The sequence below is a fragment of the Kitasatospora sp. MAA4 genome (assembly GCF_029893355.1).
Taxonomy (GTDB): Bacteria; Actinomycetota; Actinomycetes; order Streptomycetales; family Streptomycetaceae; genus Kitasatospora.
The window spans coordinates 52,412-76,603 of the sequence record NZ_JARZAI010000033.1 but is presented as its reverse complement, the minus strand read 5'-3'; the positions used below and the strand labels follow the sequence as shown (position 1 = coordinate 76,603).

At 72.6% G+C, this 24,192-nt stretch carries 26 protein-coding genes; 18 read left to right on the top strand and 8 right to left on the bottom strand.

What is annotated here, in order from left to right:
* Nucleotides 1–173 precede the first annotated feature (173 nt).
* Nucleotides 174–392 carry a hypothetical protein gene (locus P3T37_RS32030; RefSeq protein ID WP_280727422.1) on the bottom strand — a complete coding sequence of 73 codons (219 nt, stop codon included), beginning with the start codon at nt 390–392 and terminating at the stop codon, nt 174–176.
* 9 nt (nt 393–401) lie between these two features.
* Nucleotides 402–1,115, bottom strand: coding sequence for a 2-phospho-L-lactate guanylyltransferase (gene cofC / locus P3T37_RS32025; RefSeq protein ID WP_280727421.1), 714 nt, complete (start codon nt 1,113–1,115; stop codon nt 402–404).
* Between the two features lie 143 nt (nt 1,116–1,258).
* On the opposite strand from cofC, the gene P3T37_RS32020 reads away from it, so the two are divergent.
* From P3T37_RS32020 to P3T37_RS32010, 3 genes are read left to right on the top strand one after another with little or no spacing between them, the layout of a single operon-like run.
* Nucleotides 1,259–2,083, top strand: a complete 825-nt coding sequence (locus P3T37_RS32020; RefSeq protein ID WP_280727420.1) for a lysophospholipid acyltransferase family protein — start codon at nt 1,259–1,261, stop codon at nt 2,081–2,083.
* Nucleotides 2,080–3,081, top strand: coding sequence for an NAD(P)H-dependent glycerol-3-phosphate dehydrogenase (locus P3T37_RS32015; protein ID WP_280727419.1), 1,002 nt, complete (start codon nt 2,080–2,082; stop codon nt 3,079–3,081). Before P3T37_RS32020 ends, P3T37_RS32015 begins: the two co-directional genes overlap by 4 nt.
* A gap of 53 nt (nt 3,082–3,134) precedes the next feature.
* A complete protein-coding gene (locus tag P3T37_RS32010; protein WP_280727418.1) occupies nt 3,135–4,292 on the top strand; it encodes a D-alanine--D-alanine ligase family protein in 1,158 nt (385 codons plus the stop codon).
* Nucleotides 4,293–4,368: 76 nt separating this feature from the next.
* Here P3T37_RS32010 and P3T37_RS32005 read toward each other — a convergent pair whose 3' ends face one another.
* Nucleotides 4,369–4,602 (bottom strand): Lrp/AsnC ligand binding domain-containing protein, encoded by a 234-nt coding sequence (locus P3T37_RS32005; protein WP_280727417.1) that lies wholly within the window; start codon nt 4,600–4,602, stop codon nt 4,369–4,371.
* A gap of 224 nt (nt 4,603–4,826) precedes the next feature.
* Between P3T37_RS32005 and P3T37_RS32000 the strand changes: the two genes are divergently transcribed.
* The 3 genes from P3T37_RS32000 to thiD all read left to right on the top strand — a co-directional run bounded on the left by P3T37_RS32000 (nt 4,827) and on the right by thiD (nt 7,740).
* Nucleotides 4,827–5,792, top strand: a complete 966-nt coding sequence (locus tag P3T37_RS32000; protein WP_280727416.1) for a thiamine-phosphate kinase — start codon at nt 4,827–4,829, stop codon at nt 5,790–5,792.
* 85 nt (nt 5,793–5,877) lie between these two features.
* A complete protein-coding gene (locus P3T37_RS31995) occupies nt 5,878–6,903 on the top strand; it encodes a 6-phosphofructokinase (protein ID WP_280727415.1) in 1,026 nt (341 codons plus the stop codon).
* 24 nt (nt 6,904–6,927) lie between these two features.
* Nucleotides 6,928–7,740: a bifunctional hydroxymethylpyrimidine kinase/phosphomethylpyrimidine kinase gene (gene thiD / locus P3T37_RS31990; RefSeq protein ID WP_280727414.1), complete on the top strand. Its 813-nt coding sequence runs from the start codon at nt 6,928–6,930 to the stop codon at nt 7,738–7,740.
* 124 nt (nt 7,741–7,864) lie between these two features.
* Here the strand turns inward: thiD and rpmB are convergent, their stop codons facing one another.
* Complete coding sequence (gene rpmB, locus P3T37_RS31985; protein ID WP_083974744.1) at nt 7,865–8,050, bottom strand: 50S ribosomal protein L28; 186 nt, start codon at nt 8,048–8,050, stop codon at nt 7,865–7,867.
* Nucleotides 8,051–8,352: 302 nt separating this feature from the next.
* Here rpmB and P3T37_RS31980 point away from each other — a divergent pair, with 302 nt between their 5' ends.
* The 10 genes from P3T37_RS31980 (at nt 8,353) to mutM (ending at nt 18,094) form a co-directional block, all read left to right on the top strand.
* Nucleotides 8,353–9,984 carry a DAK2 domain-containing protein gene (locus P3T37_RS31980; protein ID WP_280727413.1) on the top strand — a complete coding sequence of 544 codons (1,632 nt, stop codon included), beginning with the start codon at nt 8,353–8,355 and terminating at the stop codon, nt 9,982–9,984.
* A gap of 37 nt (nt 9,985–10,021) precedes the next feature.
* Nucleotides 10,022–12,235: an ATP-dependent DNA helicase RecG gene (gene recG / locus P3T37_RS31975; RefSeq protein WP_280727412.1), complete on the top strand. Its 2,214-nt coding sequence runs from the start codon at nt 10,022–10,024 to the stop codon at nt 12,233–12,235.
* A gap of 83 nt (nt 12,236–12,318) precedes the next feature.
* Nucleotides 12,319–12,828: a hypothetical protein gene (locus tag P3T37_RS31970; RefSeq protein WP_280727411.1), complete on the top strand. Its 510-nt coding sequence runs from the start codon at nt 12,319–12,321 to the stop codon at nt 12,826–12,828.
* Nucleotides 12,829–12,922: 94 nt separating this feature from the next.
* Nucleotides 12,923–13,519, top strand: coding sequence for a 16S rRNA (guanine(966)-N(2))-methyltransferase RsmD (rsmD, locus tag P3T37_RS31965; RefSeq protein ID WP_280727410.1), 597 nt, complete (start codon nt 12,923–12,925; stop codon nt 13,517–13,519).
* Between the two features lie 31 nt (nt 13,520–13,550).
* The gene (gene coaD / locus P3T37_RS31960; RefSeq protein WP_280727409.1) at nt 13,551–14,039 is read left to right on the top strand and encodes a pantetheine-phosphate adenylyltransferase; all 489 of its coding nucleotides are present in this window, start codon (nt 13,551–13,553) and stop codon (nt 14,037–14,039) included.
* 192 nt (nt 14,040–14,231) lie between these two features.
* Nucleotides 14,232–15,440, top strand: a complete 1,209-nt coding sequence (locus tag P3T37_RS31955) for an ATP synthase F0 subunit B (RefSeq protein WP_280727408.1) — start codon at nt 14,232–14,234, stop codon at nt 15,438–15,440.
* A gap of 155 nt (nt 15,441–15,595) precedes the next feature.
* Complete coding sequence (locus P3T37_RS31950) at nt 15,596–16,246, top strand: DUF177 domain-containing protein (protein WP_280727407.1); 651 nt, start codon at nt 15,596–15,598, stop codon at nt 16,244–16,246.
* 2 nt (nt 16,247–16,248) lie between these two features.
* Complete coding sequence (gene rpmF, locus P3T37_RS31945; protein WP_035797762.1) at nt 16,249–16,422, top strand: 50S ribosomal protein L32; 174 nt, start codon at nt 16,249–16,251, stop codon at nt 16,420–16,422.
* Nucleotides 16,423–16,436: 14 nt separating this feature from the next.
* Nucleotides 16,437–17,201 carry a ribonuclease III gene (gene rnc / locus P3T37_RS31940; RefSeq protein WP_035797760.1) on the top strand — a complete coding sequence of 255 codons (765 nt, stop codon included), beginning with the start codon at nt 16,437–16,439 and terminating at the stop codon, nt 17,199–17,201.
* A gap of 29 nt (nt 17,202–17,230) precedes the next feature.
* Nucleotides 17,231–18,094 carry a bifunctional DNA-formamidopyrimidine glycosylase/DNA-(apurinic or apyrimidinic site) lyase gene (gene mutM / locus P3T37_RS31935; protein WP_280727406.1) on the top strand — a complete coding sequence of 288 codons (864 nt, stop codon included), beginning with the start codon at nt 17,231–17,233 and terminating at the stop codon, nt 18,092–18,094.
* Between the two features lie 6 nt (nt 18,095–18,100).
* Here the strand turns inward: mutM and P3T37_RS31930 are convergent, their stop codons facing one another.
* From P3T37_RS31930 to P3T37_RS31920, 3 genes are all read right to left on the bottom strand, one after another.
* Nucleotides 18,101–19,039 (bottom strand): hypothetical protein, encoded by a 939-nt coding sequence (locus tag P3T37_RS31930; RefSeq protein ID WP_280727405.1) that lies wholly within the window; start codon nt 19,037–19,039, stop codon nt 18,101–18,103.
* A gap of 122 nt (nt 19,040–19,161) precedes the next feature.
* Nucleotides 19,162–20,751 (bottom strand): LCP family protein, encoded by a 1,590-nt coding sequence (locus tag P3T37_RS31925; protein WP_280727404.1) that lies wholly within the window; start codon nt 20,749–20,751, stop codon nt 19,162–19,164.
* Entirely contained in the window at nt 20,744–21,310 is a 567-nt protein-coding gene (locus tag P3T37_RS31920) for a DUF6542 domain-containing protein (protein ID WP_280727403.1), read from the bottom strand. The genes P3T37_RS31925 and P3T37_RS31920 overlap by 8 nt, the downstream gene beginning before the upstream one ends.
* 284 nt (nt 21,311–21,594) lie before the next feature.
* Between P3T37_RS31920 and P3T37_RS31915 the strand changes: the two genes are divergently transcribed.
* Nucleotides 21,595–22,983, top strand: coding sequence for a hypothetical protein (locus tag P3T37_RS31915; protein ID WP_280727402.1), 1,389 nt, complete (start codon nt 21,595–21,597; stop codon nt 22,981–22,983).
* 88 nt (nt 22,984–23,071) lie between these two features.
* On the opposite strand, the gene P3T37_RS31910 is transcribed toward P3T37_RS31915, so the two are convergent.
* Nucleotides 23,072–23,545 (bottom strand): CAP domain-containing protein, encoded by a 474-nt coding sequence (locus tag P3T37_RS31910; protein ID WP_280727401.1) that lies wholly within the window; start codon nt 23,543–23,545, stop codon nt 23,072–23,074.
* A 107-nt stretch (nt 23,546–23,652) separates the two neighbouring features.
* Between P3T37_RS31910 and P3T37_RS31905 the strand changes: the two genes are divergently transcribed.
* Entirely contained in the window at nt 23,653–23,931 is a 279-nt protein-coding gene (locus P3T37_RS31905; RefSeq protein WP_280727400.1) for an acylphosphatase, read from the top strand.
* Nucleotides 23,932–24,192: the final 261 nt, after the last annotated feature.

The following is a 24,192-nucleotide window of genomic DNA, read 5'->3' as shown; positions in this document are numbered from 1 at the left end:
GCATGACTGGCCCTCCTACCGGTTGCGATCCCCCCAGCAAACCGGCCCCACCCCCCCCCCGCGCCCCCCCCGCCCCCCCCCCGGCCCCCCCCCCCCCCCCGGCCCCCCCCCCCCCGCCCCCCCCCCCCCCCCCCCCCCGCGGCTGTGTCGTGTGCGTCGGTCTAAGTCCGGTGTCAGGCGCCCGGGTCGGCGAAGGTCTGCAAGGTCACGAAGACCACCCGGCGAGCGTCCCCCGCACCCTCGGTGCGGATCCGCACCCGTTGGCCGGGCCGCAGCAGCCGAAGGCCGCCCGCGTCGAACGCGGCGGCGTCGAAGGGCACCGCGGTGCCGTCGTCCAGCAGCACGGAGCCGGACCGGGTCTCGGAGTCGTAAGTGAACGCGGTGGCCTGCATGCCGTCAGCTTAGACCGCCCCACCGACAGACGGAGTTCGGACCAGCGCAGCCGCCGCGGAGGCCGTGCGCGGGCCGACGCCCAGGCGCAGCGCCTCGGCGAGGTCGGCCGCGGTGTCGACGTCCCGGCGCACGGACGGCACGTCGGGGAGCGCGAGTTCGAGCGCTCCGCCCGCCGTGTGCCGCGCGCGCGAGGCGCCGCCGAAGGCCGGTTCCAGCGGTCGGCCCGGGGAACAGGCCAGCAGCGTGGTGCCGATGCCGGGGGAGTCGGCCAGGAAGGCGCGCCCGGGCGCGGGTACCGCGGCCAGCACTCGCGCCAGTTCGTCCGGCCGCAGCGCGGGGAGGTCGGCGGAGAGGGCGGCGAGGGGCGCGTCGGGGGCCAGCACCCGCGCGCGGGCGGCGCCGTGCGCCAGTGCGGGGTTGAGGCCGCCGCCCGGCTCGTCGATCACCAGCACCGCGCCCAACCGGGCCAGCAGCGGCCCGGCCACCGGGTCGTCCGAGACCACCAGGACCCGGTCGACGGCGGGGCAGTTCAGCGCGGCCGCCACGGTGTCCAGCGCGAAGGCCAGCGCGAGTTCCTCGCGGTGCTCGCCGGCGTACTCACCCAGTCGGGTCTTGGCCCGCGCGAGCGCCTTGACCGGCACGATCAGCGACCAACCCGACGACCGGCCGGACCACCGGCCCCGCGCGGCGGGGGAGACTGGGCGTACGGTGTGCTGGGTCATCCGCGCCATTCTGGCGCCGGGCCGGGAGTCCGCGCCAGACAGCCCCGCGGGGTGTGACGTGCTGTTGGTCACTCGGACCGGACCCAAGGACACACTGACAGTTGCGGCACCCCACGTGCCGCACCACACGAGGAGGACCTGGGGTGGCCCGCCGCTCGTACGCCAGTTTCGGCAACGCGGACTACGGAATCTGGTACCGCTTCGCCGCGGTCCTGGTGAAACCGGTGACGACCGCACTGGTGAAGCCGGAATGGCGCGGCTGGGAGAACTTCCCCAAGGAGGGCGGTTTCCTGACGGTGGTGAACCACAACTCGGTGATCGATCCGCTGATCTACGCGCATTTCCAGTACAACAGCGGCCGCCCGCCGCGGATGCTCGGCAAGTCGGCGGTCTTCTCGGTGCCGTTCATCGGATTCATGCTCCGCAAGACCGGCCAGATCCCGGTGTACCGCGACTCCACCGACGCCGCCAAGGCGTTCCGGGCCGCCATCGACGCGATCAACCACGGCCAGGTCGTGCAGTTCTACCCCGAGGGCACGCTCACCCGGGACCCCGACCTGTGGCCGATGACCGGCAAGAGCGGCGCGGCCAGAGTGGCCCTGATGACCGGCGCGCCGGTCATCCCGGTGGCGCACTGGGGTGCCCACGAGATCTTCCCGCCGTACGGCTACGGCGGGCGCGGCAAGGGCAAGGCCAGCCTCAGCCTCTTCCCCCGGCACCGGGTGCAGGTGGTGGCCGGTCCGCCGGTGGACCTGAGCAGGTATCAGGGTCAGGAGATCACCGCGCAGGTGCTGCGCGAGGCCACCGAGGACATCATGACGGCCATCACCGACGTGCTGGCCGGCATCCGCGGTGAGCAGCCGCCCGCCGAGCGCTTCGACATGCGCCGGGCCTCGCAGGCCCGCGGCCAACTGGCCGCCGACCGGCGCGACCGCGCCGTCACCACCGATGAGGAGTCCGCCAAGTGACCCGCTGTGCAGTCTTCGGAACCGGTTCCTGGGGGACCGCCTTCGCGATGATCCTGGCCGACGCGGGCTGCGAGGTGACCCTCTGGGGCCGGCGCCAGGAGCTGGTGGACGCCATCGCGACCACCCGGGTCAATCCCGACTACCTGCCCGACCTCAAGCTCCCGGCCGGCGTGGGCGCCACCACCGACGCGGCCGCCGCGCTGGCCGGCGCCGACTTCGCGGTACTCGCGGTGCCCTCGCAGACCCTGCGGCAGAACCTCGCGGCCTGGACCCCGCTGCTGGACCCGAAGACCGTCCTGGTCAGCCTCATGAAGGGCATCGAACTCGGCACCGCCAAGCGGATGAGCGAGGTGATCAGCGAGGTGGCCGGCGTCGGCCCGGAGCGCGTCGCGGTGGTCAGCGGGCCCAACCTGGCCCCCGAGATCGCCAACCGCCAGCCGGCCGCGACCGTCGTCGCCTGCGCCGACGAGTCGGTCGCCCAGCGGCTCCAGGCGGCCTGCCACACACCGTACTTCCGCCCCTACACCAACACCGACGTGGTCGGCTGCGAACTGGGCGGCGCGGTCAAGAACGTGATCGGCCTGGCGGTCGGCATGGCCGACGGGATGGGCCTGGGCGACAACACCAAGGCCACCCTGATGACCCGGGGACTGGCCGAGATCACCCGCCTCGGCGTGGCGCTGGGCGCGGACCCGCTGACCTTCGCGGGGCTGGCCGGGATGGGCGACCTGGTGGCCACCTGCTCCTCACCGCTCTCCCGCAACCACACCTTCGGCACCAACCTGGGCCGCGGGATGTCGCTGGCCGAGACCATCGCGGCGACCCGGCAGACCGCGGAGGGCGTGAAGTCCTGCGAGTCGGTGCTGGACCTGGCCCGGCGCAGCGGCGTCGACATGCCGATCGTCGAGGCGGTGGTGGACGTGGTGCACAACGGCCGGCCCACCCAGCAGGCGCTGACCCAGCTGATGGCCCGCTCGGCGAAGTCCGAGCGGCGCTGAGCTGAGCACGCTACGGGGGAACCAAGGAGTCGCACGGTAGTCTCATGTCCGATATGAGCATCGAACCGACCTCCCCGAACCCGCAGACCACCGGCGACGGGCGCAAGCCTCGCGTCGCCGTCGTCTTCGGCGGCCGCAGTTCCGAGCACGCGATCTCGGTGTCCACGGCCGGCAGCGTCCTGAAGGCCGTCGACCGGACCAAGTACGACGTGCTGCCGATCGGCATCACCCACGAGGGCCGCTGGGCCCTGGTCAGCGACGAGCCGTCCCGGATGGCGATCACCGACGGCCGCCTGCCGGACGTCGCGCAGATCGCCGAACAGCTGGACGGCCAGGTCGTCCTGCCGTCCAGTCCGGCCTCCCGCGAGGTGCTCTGGAGCGAGCCCGGTGCCGCGCCCAAGGTGCTCGGCGAGGTCGACGTCGTGCTGCCGCTGCTGCACGGCCCGTGGGGCGAGGACGGCACGCTGCAGGGCCTGTTGGAGCTCTCCGGAGTGCCGTACGTCGGCTCCGGCGTGCTGGCCAGCGCGGTCGGCATGGACAAGGAGTACACCAAGCGGGTGCTGGAGTCCTTCGGCATCGGCGTCGGCCCGTACACGATGGTCCGCCCGCGCGACTGGGAGAGCGAGCAGGGGCGCGCCGCAGCCCGCGAGCGGATCGCCGCGCTGGGCCTGCCGGTCTTCGTCAAGCCCTGCCGGGCCGGCTCCAGCATCGGGATCACCAAGGTCAAGGACCTCACCGAGCTGGACGCCGCGATCGACGAGGCCCGCCGGCACGACCCCAGGGTGATCGTCGAGGCGGGCCTTGAGGGCCGCGAGATCGAGTGCGCCGTCCTGGAGTTCGAGGACGGCCCGCGGGCCAGCGTGCCGGCCGAGGTGCTGGTCGGCGGCGGCTTCGACTTCTACAGCTTCGAGGCGAAGTACATCGACTCCTCCGAGGTGCAGATCCCGGCGAAGCTGACCGAGGCCGAGACGGCGGAGATCCGCCGTCAGGCGGTGGCCGCCTTCGAGGCGCTCAGCTGCGAGGGCCTGGCCCGGGTCGACTTCTTCCTGCTCAACGACGGGCGCTGGGTGGTCAACGAGATCAACACCATGCCCGGCTTCACCCCGATCTCGGCCTACCCGAAGATGTGGGAGGCGACCGGAGTGCCGTACTCCGAGCTGATCGACCGGCTGCTCCAGGCGGCGCTGCGCCGCTCCACCGGCCTGCGCTGACGGTCTGCTTCCGACAGCACGGCGGCCCCGGCGCGTGGTGCGCCGGGGCCGCCTGGCGTCGCCGCCGGGTGCGCTCCTACAGGTGCACCACCGGACAGGTCAGGGTCCGAGTGATCCCCTCGACCTGCTGGATCTGGGCGACGACCAGACGGCCCAGGTCGTCGACGGTGTCCGCCTCGGCGCGGACGATGACGTCATAGGGACCTGTGACGTCCTCGGCCTGCAGAACGCCGGCGATCTTGGCGATGGACTGGGCCACGGCAGTGGCCTTGCCCACTTCGGTCTGGATCAGGATGTATGCCTGTACCACGGAGAACCTCCCGGCGGCTGGGGGTGCTGGTCCACAACAGGCTCCGCCGGCGGGCCGCACGGTGGGATGGGTGGTGCGGGCACGCCGCAGGGAGCTGGATCACCACGCTACCGCGCGGCAGGCCCGGGAGGGGAGACCTCGGGGTACTCCAGGGGCGTACGCTTCGCGCGGGGAGCGCGCCGTGCCGCCGTACGACCGCGCGAGGATGCAGGAGAGGACGGCACATGCAGGGGACCGTGGGCGAGCTCGGCGAGTTCGGGCTCATCAGGGAACTCACCGCCCGACTGCCGCTCACCCCGGCGGTGGAACTCGGTCCCGGCGACGACGCCGCCGTGGTCCGCGCCCCCGACGGCCGGGTGGTCGCCACCACCGACGTGCTGATCGAGGGTCGGCACTTCCGCCGCGACTGGTCCACCGCCTACGACGTGGGCCGCAAGTCCGCCGCCCAGAACCTCGCCGACATCGCCGCGATGGGCGCGGTGCCGACCGCGATACTGCTGGGCCTGGTCGCCCCCGCGGACCTGCCCACCACCTGGGCCACCGAGATGATGGACGGTCTGCGCGACGAGTGCCAGGTGGCCGGCGCCGCCGTGGTCGGCGGGGACGTGGTCCGCGGCGACACCATCACCCTGGCGATCACCGCGCTGGGCGACCTGCAGGGCCGCGCGCCGGTGGTGCGTTCGGGCGCCAGGACCGGCGACGTGGTCGCGGTGACCGGCTGGCTGGGCTGGTCCGCGGCCGGCCTCACCGTCCTGTCGCGCGGCTTCCGCTCGCCGCGCGCCTTCGTCGAGGCGCACCGCCGCCCCGAGCCGCCGTACCACGCGGGTCCGGCGGCGGCCGAGCTCGGCGCGACCTCGATGATCGACGTCAGCGACGGCCTGGTCGCCGACCTCGGGCACGTGGCCGCCGCCAGTTCGGTGGACATCGACCTGAAGGCCGCCGACTTCGACGTGCCCGCGCAGATGGCCGACATCGGCCAGGCGGTCGGCGTCGACCCGCTGGTCTGGGTGCTCTCCGGAGGCGAGGACCACGCCATCGTGGCGACCTTCCCGGCAGGCGTCCAGCTGCCGGCCCGCTGGCGCGTGGTCGGCGAGGTGACCGCCCCGGCCCGCCCCGGCCGCAAGGGCCGGGTGACCGTCGACGGCGCCCCCTGGGAGCGCACCGCGGGGTGGGACCACTTCGCGCAGTGACCTGGCTCACACCCGCGACCGCTAGGCTTGCGCTGATTGTCGGCGTCTGTCCGGGTTGAGCACGGAGCGGGAGAGCACAGCCAGTATGCGAATCGGTGTTCTGACCAGTGGTGGCGACTGCCCCGGGCTCAACGCGGTGATCCGCTCGGTGGTCCATCGGGGCCTGGACGTGCACGGGGACGAGATCCTCGGAATCGAGGACGGCTTCCGGGGCCTGATCGAGGGTCGGGCCCGGATCGTCAGCCACGACGACGTCACCGGCCTGCTCACCATGGGCGGCACCATCCTCGGCTCGGCGCGGGTGCAGCGCGAGCGGATCGAGTGGGCCGTCCAGAACGCCCGCATCCTGGCCGGCAACCTCGGCATCGACGCGCTGATCGCGATCGGCGGCGAGGGCACGCTGACCGCCGCCAAGATGTTCAGCGACGCCGGGCTGCCGGTGGTCGGCGTGCCCAAGACGATCGACAACGACATCGAGGCCACCGACGTCACCTTCGGCTTCGACACCGCCGTGCACGTCGCCACCGAGGCGATCGACCGGCTGAAGACCACCGCCGAGTCGCACCAGCGGGTCATGGTGGTCGAGCTGATGGGCCGGCACACCGGCTGGATCACCCTCACCGCGGGCATGGCGGGCGGCGCGCACGGCATCCTCATCCCGGAGAAGCCGTTCGACATCGAGGCGGTCGCCCGGATGATCGAGGAGCGCTTCGAGCGAGGCAAGACCTTCGCCATCATCGCGGTCGCCGAGGGCGCCAAGCCGGCGCCCGGCACGTTCCCCTTCGACCACGGCTCGGTCGACCAGTACGGCCACCAGACGTTCGGCGGGATCGGCACCCGGCTCGCGCACGAACTGGAGGACCTGCTCGGCAAGGAGTCCAAGCCGGTCATCCTCGGCCATGTCCAGCGCGGCGGCACCCCCACCGCCCGGGACCGGGTGCTCGCCACCCGCTTCGGCTGGCACGCCGTGGAGGCCGTGCACAAGGGCGCCTTCGGGCACTTCACCGCGCTGCGCGGCACCGAGATCGTGCTGCTGCCGGTCGCCGACGCCGTCCACCGTCTGAAGACCGTCCCGCCGGACCAGTGGGCGGAATCGGAAGCGGTGCTGTGAGGCTCGCCCGGTAGGTTGGGCGACATGTCTGCTGCAACAGCCCCCCCGCGGGTCCTCACCGTCGCCGGCTCCGACTCAGGCGGCGGCGCCGGCATCCAGGCCGACCTCAAGACCATGCTGGCCCTCGGCGTGCACGGGATGAGCGTGATCACCGCCGTCACCGCGCAGAACTCGCTGGGCGTCCAGGGCTACTGGGAGCTGCCGGCGCAGGCCGTCCGGGCGCAGTTCCGCAGTGTGGTGGACGACATCGGCGTGCAGGCCGTGAAGACCGGCATGCTCGCCTCGATCGAGCTGGTCGAGACGGTCTCCGAGCTGCTGGCCGGCGTCGACGCGCCGGTGGTGGTGGACCCGGTCGGCGTCTCCAAGCACGGCGACGCGCTGCTCGCCGCCGAGGCCGTCGCCACCGTCCGGGAACGCCTCCTGCCGGTCGCCACGCTGGCCACCCCGAACCTGCACGAAGTGGCGCAGCTCACCGGCATCACCGTCGTCGAGGAGCGCGAGATGCGCCCGGCGGCCGAGGCGCTGCTGGCGCTCGGCCCGCGCTGGGTGCTGGTCAAGGGCGGCCACCTGGCGGGCGAGGCCGCCGACCTGCTGGTCGGCGCGGACGGCTCAGAGCACTGGTTCCGCTCGGCCCGCTACGACAACCGGCACACCCACGGCACCGGCTGCACGCTGGCCAGCGCCATCGCCTCCGAGCTCGCCAAGGGCCAGGACATGCCGTCCGCCGTCGCGGCCGCCAAGGAGTACGTCACCGGGGCGATCCGGGCCGGCTTCGCGCTCGGCGAGGGCATCGGCCCGGTCGACCACGCGTGGCGGCAGCGGCAGCCGCAGCACTGAGAAAACCTCTGTAGGGCCCGGCACAGTGTGCCGGGCCCTACAGAGTGGTATGAAGACCAAACAGAAAGCCGACCCATCCGAGGATGAATCGGCTTACTGGAGGACCGGCTTACCGGTCTGCGCGTCAGCGCGAGACCTTACCGGCCTTGATGCACGAGGTGCAGACGTTGAGCCGCTTCGGCGTCCGCCCAATCACAGCGCGCACCCTCTGGATGTTGGGGTTCCAACGACGAGGGGTACGGCGGTGCGAGTGGGAGATGCTGTTGCCGAAGCCCGGCCCCTTGCCGCAGACGTCGCAGTTGGCAGCCACAGGAGTCACTCCAAGACTTCAGAATCATTTACGTTCGAAAACCCCGGCTGATCCGCCCCGGAGCACTCGCGTGACCCGGATCGACTCAAGGGGTGAGCCTGGACTGTTCCAGGCAACCGGAGCAGCATACAACGGCTACTCCCGTTCAACGAAATTACCACGACCGGCCGGGCCGTCGCCCCCGCCAGGCCTCCTGCCAGCAGTGATCCCGTCACCGCCCGGATAACCTGCCGAAGGGCACCGGGGCCCGGTCTTCCCGGTCGCGCCCCACGTTCCCGTCGCGTTCACCTGGAGGAGACCCGGTGCAGGACACGCTCGACGCCCTCGCCGTCCGCACCTGGTGCCGGCTCGCGCTGTCCGCGCTCGGCCAGGCCCGGGAGGAGATCGACGCGCTCAACGTGTACCCCGTGCCGGACGGGGACACCGGGACCAACCTCTACCTGACCGCCGAGTCCGCCACCGCCGCCGTCGAGGAGTGCTTCGACGCCACCGGCGAACCCGGCCTGGACATCGCGGTCAGGGCGATGGCCAAGGGCGCGCTGATCGGCGCCCGCGGGAACTCCGGGGTGATCCTGGCCCAGCTGCTGCGCGGGACGGCCGAGGTGCTGGCGCAGCGCGGCGGCGGACCCCAGGCGCTGAGCGCGGCCCTGCGCCGCGGCTGCGAGGCGGCCTACCAGGCGGTGGCCGAGCCGGTGGAGGGCACCCTGCTGACGGTGGCCGCCTGCGCCGCCGACAGCGCCGAGCGGGCCGAGCAGGCCGGCGGCGGCCTGGCGGAGATCGCCGGCGCCGCCCACCAGGAGGCCCGGCAGGCCCTGCTGCGCACCCCCTCCCAGCTGGACGTGCTGGCCCGGGCGGGCGTGGTGGATGCCGGCGGGCGCGGTCTGGTCGCGGTGCTGGGCGCGCTCGCGGACGCGGTCACCGGGCAGCAGCCGATGGGCCCGGTCGCGCTGGGCGAGGATCTGGGAACCGTCGCGGCGGCGGGCTGCGAGGGCCATCTGCGGCCGCCCGGGCCCGGCCACCCGGCCTTCGAGGTGATCTACCTGCTGGACGCGCCCGACGCGGCGCTGCCCGCGCTGCGCGAGCGCCTGGCGGGTCTGGGCGACTCGCTGGTGGTCGGCGGCGGCGACGGGCTGTGGAACGTCCATGTGCACGTGGACGACGCGGGCGCGGCGGTGGAGGCCGGTGTCGAGGCCGGCCGGCCGTACCGGATCCGGATCACCCACTTCGCCGAGGCCGCCGCCCGCGCGGGGACGGGCGGCGAGGCCGGTCCGGCCGCTCGCGCCGTGCTCAGCGTGGTCACCGGCGAGGGGCTGGCCGAGCTCTGCCTCCAGGCCGGCGCCGCCGTCCTGCGGGCCGACCCGGACGCGCCGCCGTCCAGCGCCGAGCTGGCGCAGGCGGTCCGGGGCTGCGCGGCCGGGGAGGTGATCGTGCTGCTCAACGACGCCGAGCTGCGGGCCACCGCCGGCGCCGCCGCCGACCAGCTGCGCGAGGAGGGCGTCCGGGTCGCCGTGCTGCCCACCCGCTCGCCGGTGCAGGGCCTGGCCGCGCTCGCCGTGCACGAGGCGGGGCGCCGCTTCGACGAGGACGTGGTCGCGATGACCTCGGCCGCCGGCGCCACCCGGTACGCCGAACTGGCCGTGGCCGAGGGGGAGTCCTGGACGATGGCCGGGGTCTGCCAGGCCGGCGACGTGCTCGGCCTGATCGACGGCGACGTGGCGGTGATCGGCCAGGGCATCGCCGCCACCGGCGCCGAGCTGCTCTCCCGGATGCTCGCGGCCGGTGGCGAGCTGGTCACCCTGGTGCTCGGCGAGGGCGTCCCGCCGGGCCTGGCCGACCAGTTGGTGGCGCACGCCCGCAGGCAGCGCCCCGAGGTGGACACCGTGGTCTTCGACGGCGGCCAGCAGAGCGCGCCGCTGCTCATCGGGGTGGAGTAACGCCGCCTGTCCGACCCGTGGTGTCCAATAGGGCGTGATGGCCGCACTGGACGAACCCCTGACCAAGCTCGTCGGCGACCGCACCGCGAAGGTGCTCGCCGACAGCCTCAAGCTGCGCACGGTCGGCGACCTGCTGCACCACTACCCGCGCCGGTACGCCGAACGCGGTGAGTTGACCAGCCTGGACGACCTCGACGTGGACGAGCACGTCACGGTGCTCGCGCGGATCGAGAAGGTCACCCTGATCCCGTTCAAGCAGCGCCGCGGCGACCGCCTCGAAGTGGTGGTCACCGACGGCCGGGGCAAGCTGACGCTGGTCTTCTTCAACCAGGGCTGGCGGCAGAAGGAGTTGCGGCCCGGCTCGCAGGGCCTGTTCGCCGGCAAGGTCGGCGTCTTCAACCGGACCAGGCAGCTGGCCGCGCCCGACTACCAGCTGCTGGACGCCGACGCGGACTCCTCGGTGGCCGAGAAGTTCGCCGGCCGGCTCATCCCGGTCTACCCGGCCAGCGCCCAGTTCCCGAGCTGGAAGCTGTCCCAGTGCGTGGACATGGCGCTGGACACCCTCGCCGCCACCGGCTGGGAGGGCGTGGGCGAGCCGCTGCCGGCCGAGCTGCGGGCCGAGCACGCGCTGATCCCGCTGCCCGAGGCCCTGGAGTCGATCCACCGCCCGCGCACCCACGCCGACCGCGAGCGCGCGCAGAACCGGCTGCGCTGGGACGAGGCGTTCGTCCTCCAGGTCGCCCTCGCGCAGCGCCGGGCCGCCGACTCCGCGCTGCCCGCGGTCGCCCGGCCGGCCCGCTCCGGCGGCCTGCTGGATGCCTTCGACGCCAAGCTCCCGTTCACCCTGACCCAGGGCCAGCAGACCGTTTCGGCCGAGATCTTCGGCGACCTGGCGACCGAGCACCCCATGCACCGGCTGCTGCAGGGCGAGGTCGGCAGCGGCAAGACGATGGTCGCGCTGCGGGCGATGCTCACGGTGGTGGACGCCGGCGGCCAGGCGGTGCTGCTGGCGCCGACCGAGGTGCTCGCTCAGCAGCACCACCGCTCGATCGTCGAGATGATGGGGGAGTTGGCCGAGGGAGGGATGTTGGGGGGCTCGGAGCTGGGCACCAAGGTGGTCCTGCTGACCGGCTCGATGGGCGTGCCGGCCCGCCGCCAGGTGCTGCTCGACATGGCCTGCGGGGACGCCGGGATCGCGATCGGCACGCACGCGCTGATCCAGGACAAGGTGCAGTTCCAGGATCTCGGCCTGGTCGTCGTGGACGAGCAGCACCGGTTCGGCGTCGAGCAGCGCGACGCGCTGCGCGCCAAGGGCGAGAAGCCCCCGCACCTGCTGGTGATGACCGCGACGCCGATCCCGCGCACGGTGGCGATGACGGTCTTCGGCGATCTGGAGACCTCGGTCCTGGACCAGTTGCCGGCCGGCCGCTCGCCGATCTCCAGCCATGTGGTGCCCTCGCTGGAGAAGCCCAACTTCCTCGCCCGGGCCTGGGAGCGGATCCGCGAGGAGGTCGGCAAGGGCCATCAGGCGTACGTGGTCTGCCCGCGGATCGGCGACGAGCCGGAGGACCCGAAGAAGCGCCGCAAGGCCGCCGCCGACGACCCCGAGGATCTCGGCGCCGGCAGCGACGAGCGCCGCCCGCCGCTCGCCGTGGTGGCCACCGCCGAGATGCTGGCCAAGGGCCCGCTGGCGGGACTGCGGGTGGAGATCCTGCACGGCAGGCTCACGCCGGAGGCCAAGGACGACGTCATGCGGCGCTTCACGGCCGGCCAGGTGGACGTCCTGGTGGCGACCACGGTGATCGAGGTCGGCGTGAACGTGCCGAACGCCACCGCCATGGTGATCATGGACGCCGACCGCTTCGGGGTCTCCCAACTGCACCAGCTGCGCGGCCGGGTCGGGCGCGGCAGCGCGCCCGGGCTCTGCCTGCTGGTCAGCGAGATGCCGGCCGGCAGTTCGGCGCGGGCCCGGCTGGACGCGGTGGCCGGCACGCTGGACGGCTTCGAGCTCTCCCGGATCGACCTGGAGCAGCGCCGCGAGGGCGACGTGCTGGGCCAGGCGCAGTCCGGCGTGAAGTCCTCGCTCAAGGTTCTCTCCGTGCTGGAGGACGAGGACGTCATCGCCACCGCCCGCGAGGAGGCGGCCCGGCTGGTCGCCGTCGACCCGGAGCTGACGGACCATCCGGACCTGCGAACCGCGCTGGAGAGCCTGCTCGACGAGGACCGTGCGGAGTACCTCGAGAAAGGCTGATTGTCAGTGCCCCACGAGAGAATGAAGGTGTTCAGGGCGCACCCCCAAGGTGCGTTCCTGGCACGACACTTGGGGGTCCTGCCGTGGCATTCCGTCATCTCAACGAGCTCCCGCTCGGCGACAAGGTCTTTCGGATCGAACTCGCCAGCGACGACGACCGAGAGGTCACCCTCACCCTGACCGGCTGGCGCGAGGGCGCGGCCGCCGACCCGCTGGCCTCCGGCCGGCTCCGCCTCCCGGTGGAGGACGTCGCCAGCCTGCGGATCGCGCTCAACCGCGCCCTGCGCGCCCTGGCGATCGTCGCCGACGTCTCCGAGCCGATCCCCGACCGCGACGTGCTGCGCGAGCTCTACCCCGGCCACGGCGCCCCCTGGGTGCCGCAGCACGAGGAGGAGCTGGTCCGGCGCTTCCACGAGAACGAGACCATCGCCCGGATAGCCGCCCGGTTCGGCCGCACGCCGGACTCCGTCCGTACCAAGCTGCGCGAGCTGGGCCACGACCCGCGCCGCCCCGAGCACTGCCCGCCCGACGGCTGCCTCTCCTGGTCCCGCTACGCCTCGCCCGCCCTGCTGGGCGCGGTGCCCCAGGAGTAGCCGCTGCCCGACCCACCGCCCTCCTGTCCGGTCCCGGGCAGGAGGGCGTATAGCGTGGTCATGGCAGAGACAGCTCCGACAGTTCAGGATCGTCATGACCCGCGTGATCGCCGGGGTGGCCGGTGGCCGTCGGCTGGCCGTACCGCCAGGCCGCAGCACCCGCCCGACCTCCGACAAGGCCCGCGAGGCGATGTTCTCCACGCTGCAGGCGCTGCGCGGCACCCTCGCCGGGGTCCGCATGCTCGATCTCTTCGGCGGTTCCGGCGCGGTGGGCCTGGAGGCGCTCTCCCGGGGCGCCGCGCACGTCCTGCTGGTCGAGGCGGACGCCTCGGCGGCCAAGGTGATCCGGGAGAACGTCAGGACGCTGGCGCTGCCGGGCGCGGAGGTGCGCGCCGACCGGGCCGAGCGGGTGGTCGCCGGCCGGGCGCCCGAGGAGCCGTACGACGTGGTCTTCCTGGACCCGCCGTACGCGGTCACGGACCAGGAGCTGTGCGAGATGCTGATCACACTCCGCTCGGGGGACTGGCTCACGGACGACGCACTCGTCACCGTGGAGCGCAGCACCCGTGGCGGCGAGTTCGGCTGGCCCGAGGGCTTCGAAGCACTGCGCTCGCGCCGCTACGGCGAGGGCACGCTCTGGTACGGCCAGGCCACCGGGCCCGAGGCCGCCGCAGCCGGCCGGGCGAACTGACCGGGCGAACTACCGAAGGGACACCCACCTCATGCGCCGCGCCGTCTGCCCGGGCTCGTTCGACCCGATCACCAATGGCCACCTCGACATCATCGAGCGGGCCTCCAAGCTCTACGACGTCGTGCACGTCGCGGTGCTGATCAACAAGAACAAGCAGGGCCTGTTCAGCATCGAGGAGCGCATCGCGCTGATCGAGGAGACCACCGCCGGCTACGGCAACATCGAGGTCGAGTCGCACCACGGCCTGCTGGTGGACTTCTGCAAGGCGCGCAACATCCCGGCCATCGTCAAGGGCCTGCGGGCGGTCAGCGACTTCGACTACGAGCTGCAGATGGCCCAGATGAACCGCGGTCTGACCGGCGTCGAGACGCTCTTCGTGCCGACCTCCCCGACCTACAGCTTCCTCTCCTCGACCCTGGTCAAGGAGGTGGCCTCGTACGGCGGCGACGTCTCGCACCTGATCCCGCCGGTGGTCCACCAGCGCCTGGTCGACCGGATCGCCGAGCGCGCCGCACAGTAGTCCCGGCTGGCGGATCGTCATGCGCTGTCCGCCTCCCGGGTGGCGGCGCGGTGCACGGCGTTGTCACCCCACCCCGTGGTGGACGTACAGTCTGTACTCCCGCCTCGCGGCTTCCCCGGACACCCCCGGGTGCCGCCCGGCTCCGCTGCCTCCGCCCGTATCTCGGCGGCACACGGAAAGACACGAAGACCCGTGGACGTGCAGAACAAAGTCGATGAGATCGTCGCCGCGGTCGAGAACGCCCGCTCGATGCCCATGTCGTCCTCCTGTGTGGTGAACCGGGCCGAGCTGGTCGCCATGCTCCAGGAGCTGCGCGAGGCGCTGCCGACCGAACTCGCCCAGGCCCAGTCGGTGATGGCCGACCACGAGCAGTTGGTGGCGGACGCCCGCGGTGAGGCGGATCTGATCATCCAGGGGGCGCACGCCGAGCGCGGCTCGCTGATCTCGGACACCGAGGTGGTCCGCCGTTCGCAGGCGGAGGCCGACCGGATCCTGGCCGAGGCGCGCGAGGAGATCGCCGCCAAGCGCCAGGAGGCGGACGACTACGTCGACAGCAAGCTGGCCAACTTCGAGGTCGTGCTGACCAAGACGCTGGGCGCGGTCGGCCGCGGCCGGGACAAGCTGCGCGGCGAGCAGAGTGCGTACGAGAACAACGACGGGGACGGCGAGGAGTTCCAGCCGCGCGACACCCCGAGCCCCGAGGTCGACGAGTACGTCGATGTGAAGCTGGCCACCCTGCAGGCCGTGCTCAGCGGCACCCTGGAGGCGGTCGGCCGCGGCCGCGACAAGCTGCTCGGCAAGGCCCCGATCGACGAGCTCGGCGCCTACCTGGCCGCCGCGGACGAGGCCCAGAGCCAGAAGGACCGCGCCGAGGCGGTGGCCTCCGGCTTCGCCGAGGAGGAGGGCTTCGCCCACCTCGCGGACACCGGCGAGGACCAGCCCACCTGGTACCGGGCCGAGGTGCCGCAGCAGCAGAGCTGGCCCGAGCAGACGCCCGTCGAGGCCGGCTGGCAGGCCGCGCCCGGCGACGTCCCGTACGCCGCCGCGGCGCAGTACCAGGGCGGCCAGGAGAACCCGTACGCCCAGCAGCAGCAAGGCGGCAACGAGTACGCCGAGGTCTACGGCGGTGGCTACGACCCGGCGGTCCAGGCCGACCCGTACGGCGGCCAGGGCCAGTACGGCTACCAGGGCCAGCAGCAGGCCGACCCGTACGCGGCGGCGCCCTACGGCTACCAGCAGCAGGAGCAGCCCTACCCGGCCGCGCAGCAGCAGGGCTACGACCCGTACGGCTACCAGCAACAGCAGCAGCCGCACCCGGTGCAGGCCGGTCTGGACGAGACCAGCTTCTTCGACACCAGCATGATCGACATGACCAGGCTCCGGGAGCTCGGCGGCCGCTGAGTTGGGCCTGGCGCCGCTCTCCGGTAGTCTGACCACTCCGGTCTTTCCATACCGGACTGTTCGGCTGCCCGCGCACCAGTGCCAGGCACCCGGACCAACCCCAAGAACCACTCGCGTGGCGCAGGAATGCGCCCGCCGTAGGAAGTCAGGACACCTTGAACCGCCTCGACCACCGCGACCCGCTCGTGTTCGACACGCATGAGCTCGGCCGTCGCCCCGGTTCGCTGCGCAAGGTGTCCCGCACCCTGAAGGCCCCCGAGGGCCTGGGGATCGTCGACGTGATCGGCGTTCCTGCGGACAGCGAGATCGTCCTGGAGCTGCGCCTGGAGTCGGTGGTCGAAGGGGTGCTCGTTACGGGCACCGTTGAGGCCGACGTCGCCGGAGAGTGTGTGCGCTGCCTGGAGCCCGTCGAGGACAGCCTCGACGTCGACTTCCAGGAGCTGTACTACTACCCGGAGGCCGACGAGCGCGGGCGCACCCGGACCGGCGGAACCTCCGACGAGGAGCAGTCCGACGAGGACGAGGATGAGATCTACCGGTTGGAGGGCGATTACTTCGACCTTCAGCCGGTGCTGCGTGACGCGGTGGTGCTTGCACTGCCGCTGCAGCCGGTGTGCCAGGAAGACTGCCTGGGTCTGTGCTCCGAATGCGGAGCACGCCTGAGCGACGACCCGGACCACCACCATGATGTCGCCGACCCCCGGTGGGCGGCATTGCAGGGACTCTCCGCCGCCCCTGGCGACGAGGGTGACGGAATCAAGACCAGCAGCACCCGTGAGGGTTCTGCCGAAGATCAGGAGAAGTAGCCGTGGCTGTTCCGAAGCGGAAGATGTCGCGCAGCAACACGCGCCACCGACGTTCCAACTGGAAGGCCGTCGTCCCGGCCCTCGTGGCGTGCGACCGCTGCCACGAGCCGAAGCTCGGTCACACCGCGTGCCCGAGCTGCGGCACGTACAACCGTCGCCAGGTCCTCTCGGTCTGATCGGCGGGCGTTCGATGTCGGATGACAACTCCTCCCGCAAGTCGTCTCCCAGCAATGGGGGGAAGGGCGGCGGGCCGGCGTCGACCGACTACGACGTCCTGGAAGGGCGCCTCGGGTACACACTTGAGCGCGCCCTTCTGGTGCGTTCGCTGACCCACCGTTCGTACGCCTATGAAAATGGTGGGCTGCCCACCAACGAGCGCCTGGAGTTCCTCGGGGACTCGGTGCTCGGCCTTGTGGTGACCGACACCCTCTACCGCATCCACCCGGATGTCCCGGAGGGCACGCTCGCCAAGCTGCGCGCCGCGGTGGTGAACTCCCGTGCGCTGGCCGAGGTCGGCCGCGGCCTGGAGCTCGGCACCTTCATCCGGCTCGGCAAGGGCGAAGAGGGCACCGGCGGACGCGACAAGTCCTCGATCCTCGCGGACACCGTCGAAGCCGTGATCGGCGCCATCTACCTTGACCAGGGCCTGCCGGCCGCGACCGAGTTCGTGCACCGGCTCTTCGATCCCCTGATCGCGGAGTCCTCGCAGCTGGGCGCCGGCCTGGACTGGAAGACCAGCCTCCAGGAACTGACCGCCTCGGTGGGCATCGGCGTGCCCGAGTACGTCGTGGAAGAGTCCGGTCCGGACCACGAGAAGACCTTCAACGCGGCCGCCCGGGTGGCCGGCGAGGACTACGGCAGCGGTACCGGCCGGTCCAAGAAGGAAGCCGAGCAGAAGGCCGCCGAGAGCGCCTGGCGCGCGATCAAGGCCAAGCACGCCGACCCCGCCGCCTAAGACCGACCGGCAAAGACGGGAGCCGCGCCGTGCCCGAACTGCCCGAGGTCGAGGTCGTCCGGCGCGGACTCGCGCGCTGGGTGACCGGCCGTACCGTCGCCGAGGTGCAGGTTCTGCACCCGCGCGCGGTGCGGCGCCAGGCCGCCGGGGCCGGCGAGTTCGCCGCCCTGCTCACCGGTACCACGCTCGGCAGCGCCCAGCGGCGCGGCAAGTACCTCTGGCTCCCGCTGGACGAGGGCGAGAGCTCGATGCTGGGCCACCTCGGGATGAGCGGGCAGCTGCTCGTCCAGGACCCGGCCACCCCGGACGAGACGCACCTGCGGGTCCGGCTGCGCTTCACCGACGGCGGGCGCGAGCTGCGCTTCGTGGACCAGCGCACCTTCGGCGGCCTCGCCGTCGAGCAGGCCGAGGCCGGCGACCCGGAGGCCACCCCGGTCTCGCTCGCGCACATCGCCCGCGACCCGCTCGACCCCCGCTTCGACGACGCGGCCTTCACCGTCGCGCTGCGCGCCCGCCGCACCACCGTCAAGCGCGCTCTGCTCGACCAGACGCTGATCAGCGGGGTCGGCAACATCTACGCGGACGAGGCGCTCTGGCGCTCCAAGCTGCACTACGACCGCCCCACCGAGAGCCTCACCCGGCCGCTGGCCGCCACCCTGCTGGCCAACGCCCGCGAGGTGATGAACGCGGCGCTGGCGGTCGGCGGCACCAGCTTCGACAGCCTCTACGTCAACGTGAACGGCGAGAGCGGCTACTTCTCCCGCTCGCTGGACGCCTACGGCCGCGAGGGCGAGCCCTGCTACCGCTGCGCCACCCCGATCCGGCGGGCCGCCTGGATGAACCGCTCCAGCTACTACTGCCCGCGCTGCCAGCGCGTCCCCCGGCCGCGCTGATCCCGGTCAGCGGGTGGTGAGTTCGGGCTCCCGGGCGCCGGCCGGCAGCGCCTCCTCGCCCTGCCCGAAGTGGGCCACCGCGACCGCGCCGGCGACCGCGAGGACGAAGCCGGCGATGCCCATCCACCCCAGGCCGTGCCGGGTGGCGTCGCCCAGCCAGAGCACCCCGATCACGCCCGGGACCACGGTCTCGCCGACCACCAGGGCGGCGGTCGCACCGTTCACCGAGCCGATCTGCAGGGCGACGGTGTGCAGGTACATCCCGCCCAGGCCGCCGACCAGGATCGCGTAGAGGGCCGGGTCGCTGAGCAGTTGGCCCAGGTCCAGGGGGTCCACGCCGTTCAGGATGCGCACCCCGATGCCGAGCGCGCCGAAGCCGAGGCCGGAGAGCAGGCCGGCCACGATCGCCCCGCTGGTGCCCAGTCGGCGCACCACCAGCGAGCCGCCGGCGATCACCGCCACCGAGATCAGCAGCAGCCACCAGTGGGTGGCGATCGGCGTCGTGCCGGTGCCCTCCGGCCCTGCCGCCACCGCGAGCATCACCAGCGCGGCGCAGACCACCGCGATCGAGGCCCACTCGGGCCGCTTGAGCCGCATGCCGAGCAGCCTGATGCTGAGCACCGCCGTGATCACCAGGTTGGCGCTGATCACCGTCTGGGAGAGGAAGAGCGGCAGCAGGCGGGCGGCCAGTGCGCCGAGCAGGAAGCCGATCAGGTCGAGTGCGGTGCCGAGGATGAACTCCCAGGTCACCACGGCCTTGGCGGTGGAGGTGAGGCTCGGGCCGCCGTGTTCGGTGACCATCGCCGGGGCGTCGTCCGCTGCCGTCGTGCCGGCGGCCGCGGCCGCCTCCTCGCGGGCCGACCGGCGGGAGCCGACTGCCTGTAGCACCGAGCCGGTGCCGTAACAGGCGGAGGCCGCCACGGCGGTCACGAGGCCGATGATCACCAAGTACTCCGATCAGCTAAAACGCTGTGCACAGCGCGGATGCTCCCACTATGCCCTGTGCTGCATGCGGGTGAGGAACCCCGGCGGGCGCCGGCCGACGCAGGGTTCAGTCGACACAGGGGTTAGTCGACACAGGGGATGCCGCCCATCTTCACCGGGGGACCCTGCATCGGGATGTTGGCCGCCGGGTCCGCCGGGCCGCCGGCGGACGGGGGTGGCGCGGCGCCGGGAGCGCCGCCCGGCGGGGTGTAGCCGGTGCCCAGGGTGAGCTCGACATGCCCCGCGCGGGTCGCCGAACTCGCGGTCGCCGTCACGCCGTAGCGGGCCGCGATCTGGTCGGCCGCATCCTTGGCGCCGGTGCCGTAGGTGACCGTGGTCCTGGTCTGCCGAGGTCCCTGGCCGATCCGGCCGGCGGTGAAGCCCAGTGCGGTCAGCGCCTTGGACTCGGTGGCGGCGGCGCCGGCGCTGGCCGAGGTGTTGATCACGTCGACCGTCCCGGAGGCTTTTCCGGCCGAGGGCACGGGAGCGGAGGGGGCGGCCTCCGCCGGGCTGTCGGCGGAGGCCGCCGCGGCCGGGGCGGGGTCGTGCCCGGTCAACTGCTGGACGATCCGCTTGATCTGGACCGGGTCGACCTTGTTCACGTCCTGCCCGTTGACGGTCGCGAAGCCGGCGATCGGCAGGGTGTTGGCCTCGACGTGTCCGCCGGAGAGGTTGGGCGCCTGCTGCGCGAAGTCCAGGACGTTCCAGCGGTCGTCCATCACCACGTCCTTCTTGACCACGTCGAAGAGCTGCTGCATCTTCCCCAGGTCGCCGATCACCCCGGCGCTCTTCAGCTTCGCCACCACCGAGGAGATGAAGGCCTGTTGGCGGTGGGTGCGGTCGAGGTCGCCGTTGGCCAGGTTGTGCCGCTGGCGGACGAAGGAGAGCGCCTGCGAGGCGTTCAGGGTGTTCAGGCCCGCGGTGAAGTCGGCGCCGGAGCCCTGGCCCTCGATCGCGGGGTCCTTGGTGGCGTGGTTCAGGCAGACCTGGATGGGCTCGACGGCCTTGGCGATGTCGTAGAAGCCCAGCAGGTTGACCTCGGCGAAGTGGTCGATCGGAATGCCCAGGAAGGACTGCACGGTCGCCAGGGTGGCCTTGCGGCCGGCCTCCCGGGTCTGCTTCTCCAAGTCGGCCTTGGAGAGCCCCTTGCCGCCCAACTTGGCCTCGGCCATCGACTTGGCGATGCCGTAGGCCTCCTTGATCTTGTGCATCTTCCCGTCGGCGCCGACCGTCTGCACGTAGTCGTCGCGCGGGATGGAGAGCGCGGTGACCTGCCCGCCGTTGGCCGGGATGTGCATCACCATCAGGGTGTTGGTGTTGTAGCCGCCGACCTCGCTGCTGGATCCGGCGTGCAGCTCGTCCTGGACGAACTGGCCGGGCAGGTCGTCGCCGTTCATGTCCTTGCGGCTGTCCAGGCCGATCAGCAGCAGGTTGACCGAGTTGTCCAGATGCGGCGGCGCGCCGTTCCTGAGGTCGTTCAGGGCACTGGAGGTGGTCAGGCCGTTGGTCAGCGACTGGTAGGCGTACCAGCTGAAACCGCAGGTGCCCAGCACGGCGAGCGAGGTCGCACAGGCGATCGTCCGGCCGGCGACGACCAGCGGCGCGGTGCGGCGCTGCGCCGCGGTCCGGCGGGCGGGGCGACCGCCCCGGCCGGCTCCGGTGTGCTCAGGCACGACGACCTCCGCTCTCTCGTACGACGCGCACCGACACCACGGCGACGGCGGCCGCGACGGCCGACGCCATCACCGGGAACCCGTGGATGGCCCACCGCGCGGCGTCGGTGGCCAGCGCTTTCCCGTCCTGGTACTTAGACGAGTCGGCCAGTAGTTGGGTTGCGGCCGTGACGACGAGTACCACCGGAGGAGGGGCGGTAACCACCCACCACCAGCCGGCCCGGCTGCTCAGCCAGGCGGCCGCGGCGGTGCCGAGGACGGTGAGCACGCCGAAGGTCCAGCCCGGACCGGAACCGAACAGCTGGTCAAGGAGCGCACCTACGAGCGGTAGGACGAGCACCAGCAGCGCGGCCGTGCCGCCGGTCCCGCGCGCCGGGCGGCGGTTGTGCGCGCGGCACGCGCGCCGTCCGTCCCTCCGTGCGCCGGCCGGGGACTGCGGAGCCCGTCGCAGGTCCGCTCTGCGGGTGGTGGGCCGCTCGGCCGGGGCTCGTCGCTGCCCGGGGACCTCGGCGTGCCCCTCCGCCTCTTCGGCGGGCGCACCCGCCCATTGGCCTGCCATGTTCCTACCCTCGTGAGGTCGGCCGGTGGTACCGGCGGTCGCGTCGGGACGGCTGCCGACGTTCGTCTCCGGAGAGCGCGAAGGCTACCGGGTTCGAGGGGGCGTGCCGAACGTCACACTTGCGTAAGAGTAATAGTGTTGACCGATTGTTGGGCCATTATTGCCCATGCGATCCAACTCGACTGCATCGGCGCGAAGTTGGCGCCTCGTGCGACTCCGCCTGGGAATCCGCGGCGCGCCGCGGGCTCGGAGGAACGGTTCGGCGGCCCGGTAGCGTCGGGGCTATGAGAATCGTTTCCCGCCGTTCCCGGGTCACCGGTCCGGCCGCCGCCCTGGTGGCGCTGCTCGGGCTGCTGCTCCTGCTGCTCGCCCCCGGCGCCGCGTCCGCCGCGGGCGGTCTCGACGCCGCCTCCGCCGCGCTCAAGCAGGGCAGGGTCTACGTGGACCCGGCGATGACGGGCCAGTTCTCGCAGGCCCAGGCCGACGCGCTGACCGCCCGGATCAAGGCCGTCGACAAGCCGATATTCGTCGCGGTGGTGCCCGCCACCGACCAGTACCCGGCGAAGACGGTGATCAGGGACCTGCGCACCACCACCGGCGTCAACGGTGTCTACGCCGTCTGGCGCGGCACCGAGTTCGCGGTGGGCAGCAACCCGGGCGCGCTCTCCCAGCAGAGTGCGCAGAACTACGCGCAGGCCGCCTTCGACGCGCACCGGGGCGACGTCAACGGCACCCTGAACAGCTTCGTCGACAACGCTGCGCCCCAGGTGCACGGCCACGCGCCCGGGTCCGCGGGCTCGTCCGGCTTCAGCACTGCGGCGATCGTGGTTCCGCTGGTGCTGCTGGCGCTGGCCGGCTGCGGCGTCTTCCTGCTCTTCCGGCGCGCTGCCAAGCGCAGGGCCGAGCAGCGGGCCGCCGAGCTGGACCGGCTGCGCGTCGTGGTCGACGAGGACATCACCGCCTTCGGCGAGGAGCTGGAGCGGCTGGACTTCAGCCCGGCCGCCGCTGACGCGGACGACGCCCAGCGCGCCGACTACACGCACGCCCTGGACGCCTACGAGAGCGCCAAGCGCACCATGGACGCGGCGAAGGAGCCCGCCGACGTCAGGGCCGTCACCGAGGCGCTGGAGGACGGCCGGTTCGCGCTGGCCGCGCTGGCCGCCCGCCGCGAGGGACGGCCGCTGCCGGACCGCCGTCCGCCGTGCTTCTTCGACCCGCGACACGGCCCGTCCACGCAGGACGCGGACTGGGCGCCGGAGGGCGGCGCGGCCCGGACCGTGCCGGTCTGCGCGGCCGACGCGCAGCGGCTGGCCGTCGGCCTGGACCCGGCGATCCGCACCGTCCAGACCGACCAGGGACCCCAGCCCTACTGGAACGCCGGTCCCGCCTACGGGCCGTGGGCGGGCGGCTACTTCGGCGGCTACGGCTCGGGCCTGCTGCCGGGCCTGCTGGTCGGCACCATGCTCGGCTCGGTCTTCTCCGGCGGCGACGCCTGGGCGGCCTCCGGCCCGGACGGGTACGAGGGCGGCGGGCAGGACTCCTCCTTCCAGGGCGGCGACTTCTCCGGCGGCGACTTCAACGCTCAGGACTTCGGCGGGGGCTTCTCCGACGGAGGCTTCTCCGATGGTGGCTTCGGAGGCGGCGACTTCGGCGGTGGCGGCGGGGACTTCTGAGCCGGCGCCCGCCGATTCACCCGGTCGGCCGCGAGGTCCCGCGGCCGACCGGATGACCGGGTGACCGGGGCCGCGGCCGGGCCGGGGTCTAGCGGGCGTTCTGCGGGTAGCCGAAGTCCTGCGTCCACCACGGGCCGCCCGCGCCCTGGTGCAGGCCGGTGCCCAGGGTGGTGAAGCGGCAGTCGAGCAGGTTGGCGCGGTGGCCGGGACTGTCCATCCAGGCGCTCACCACGGCCTCGGGGGTCGGTTGGCCGCGCGCGATGTTCTCGCCGCCGAGGTAGCCGATGGAGGCGGCCCGGGCGCGGTCCCACGGGCTGCGGCCGTCCGGGTCGGTGTGGGCGAAGAAGCCGCGGGCGGCCATGTCGTCGCTGTGGCGCTGGGCCAGGGCGTCGAGCCGCCGGTCGGCGGTCAGCGGTCCGCAGCCGACCTGCCGGCGGTCCTGGTTGACCAGCGCCAGCACCCGCGCCGAGGGGTCGCCCGATGCGGCGGCGGTGGCGTGGCCGGTGCCGGCCGCGAGGGCGGCACAGCAGAGTGCGAGCGTCAGTAGTCCGGGTCGTGTCATGGCGTCAGCTCCTCGATCCGTCACTGTGTGTCGTCGTGCAAGGACCGTACGTCAGGGCTCTCGGCGTCGGCGTGAAGTGACCGGTATTGCCCGACTATGGTCGTGGGATGCAAGAAGTAGTCCGAGCCACCATCTGGGTGCGGGGGTCCGTGCAGCAGGTCGGCTTCCGCTGGTGGACCAGGGCGCGTGCGCTGGAGATCGGCCTGACCGGCTACGCGAGCAATCTGGGCGACGGTCGGGTGCAGGTGGTCGCCGAGGGGGCCCACCGGGACTGCGAGCGCCTGCTGGCACTGCTGCGCGGCCCCGACACCCCCGGGCGGGTGGCCGGCGTGACCGAGATCTGGAGCGCCACCGGCGACGGCTACGACGGGTTCGCCATCCGCTGACGATCACGCTCCGTCGCCCCGGTGCGCCCGAGCGGGTGGCGCCCAGTCGGAAGATCACCGGAACGGGTGCCCCCCGGGTCAACCTGCCGTACTGCGCGGTTGCGATCGGCGCCCTGCCGTGGTTGACTCCGCATCGAGCAGTGATCCACCTCCACCGGGTGGACACCTCCGCGACCCCATGGTGTGCCCATCCCGCCATGCAGGTGACAGCGGCGTCGTAGCACGCGGTGATCGTGTTGACCCGTAGGGTCTTTGGTGAGA

Coding starts and splice junctions, on each gene's coding strand:
- thiD (WP_280727414.1), top strand. CDS start 6,928: ATGTCTGCTGCAACAGCCCCCCCGCGGGTCCTCACCGTCGCCGGCTCC.
- cofC (WP_280727421.1), bottom strand. CDS start 1,115: ATGACCCAGCACACCGTACGCCCAGTCTCCCCCGCCGCGCGGGGCCGG.
- rnc (WP_035797760.1), top strand. CDS start 16,437: ATGTCGGATGACAACTCCTCCCGCAAGTCGTCTCCCAGCAATGGGGGG.
- P3T37_RS31995 (WP_280727415.1), top strand. CDS start 5,878: ATGCGAATCGGTGTTCTGACCAGTGGTGGCGACTGCCCCGGGCTCAAC.
- P3T37_RS31920 (WP_280727403.1), bottom strand. CDS start 21,310: ATGGCAGGCCAATGGGCGGGTGCGCCCGCCGAAGAGGCGGAGGGGCAC.
- coaD (WP_280727409.1), top strand. CDS start 13,551: ATGCGCCGCGCCGTCTGCCCGGGCTCGTTCGACCCGATCACCAATGGC.
- P3T37_RS32000 (WP_280727416.1), top strand. CDS start 4,827: ATGCAGGGGACCGTGGGCGAGCTCGGCGAGTTCGGGCTCATCAGGGAA.
- rsmD (WP_280727410.1), top strand. CDS start 12,923: ATGACCCGCGTGATCGCCGGGGTGGCCGGTGGCCGTCGGCTGGCCGTA.
- P3T37_RS32010 (WP_280727418.1), top strand. CDS start 3,135: ATGAGCATCGAACCGACCTCCCCGAACCCGCAGACCACCGGCGACGGG.
- P3T37_RS31905 (WP_280727400.1), top strand. CDS start 23,653: ATGCAAGAAGTAGTCCGAGCCACCATCTGGGTGCGGGGGTCCGTGCAG.
- recG (WP_280727412.1), top strand. CDS start 10,022: ATGGCCGCACTGGACGAACCCCTGACCAAGCTCGTCGGCGACCGCACC.
- P3T37_RS31910 (WP_280727401.1), bottom strand. CDS start 23,545: ATGACACGACCCGGACTACTGACGCTCGCACTCTGCTGTGCCGCCCTC.
- P3T37_RS32030 (WP_280727422.1), bottom strand. CDS start 392: ATGCAGGCCACCGCGTTCACTTACGACTCCGAGACCCGGTCCGGCTCC.
- P3T37_RS31915 (WP_280727402.1), top strand. CDS start 21,595: ATGAGAATCGTTTCCCGCCGTTCCCGGGTCACCGGTCCGGCCGCCGCC.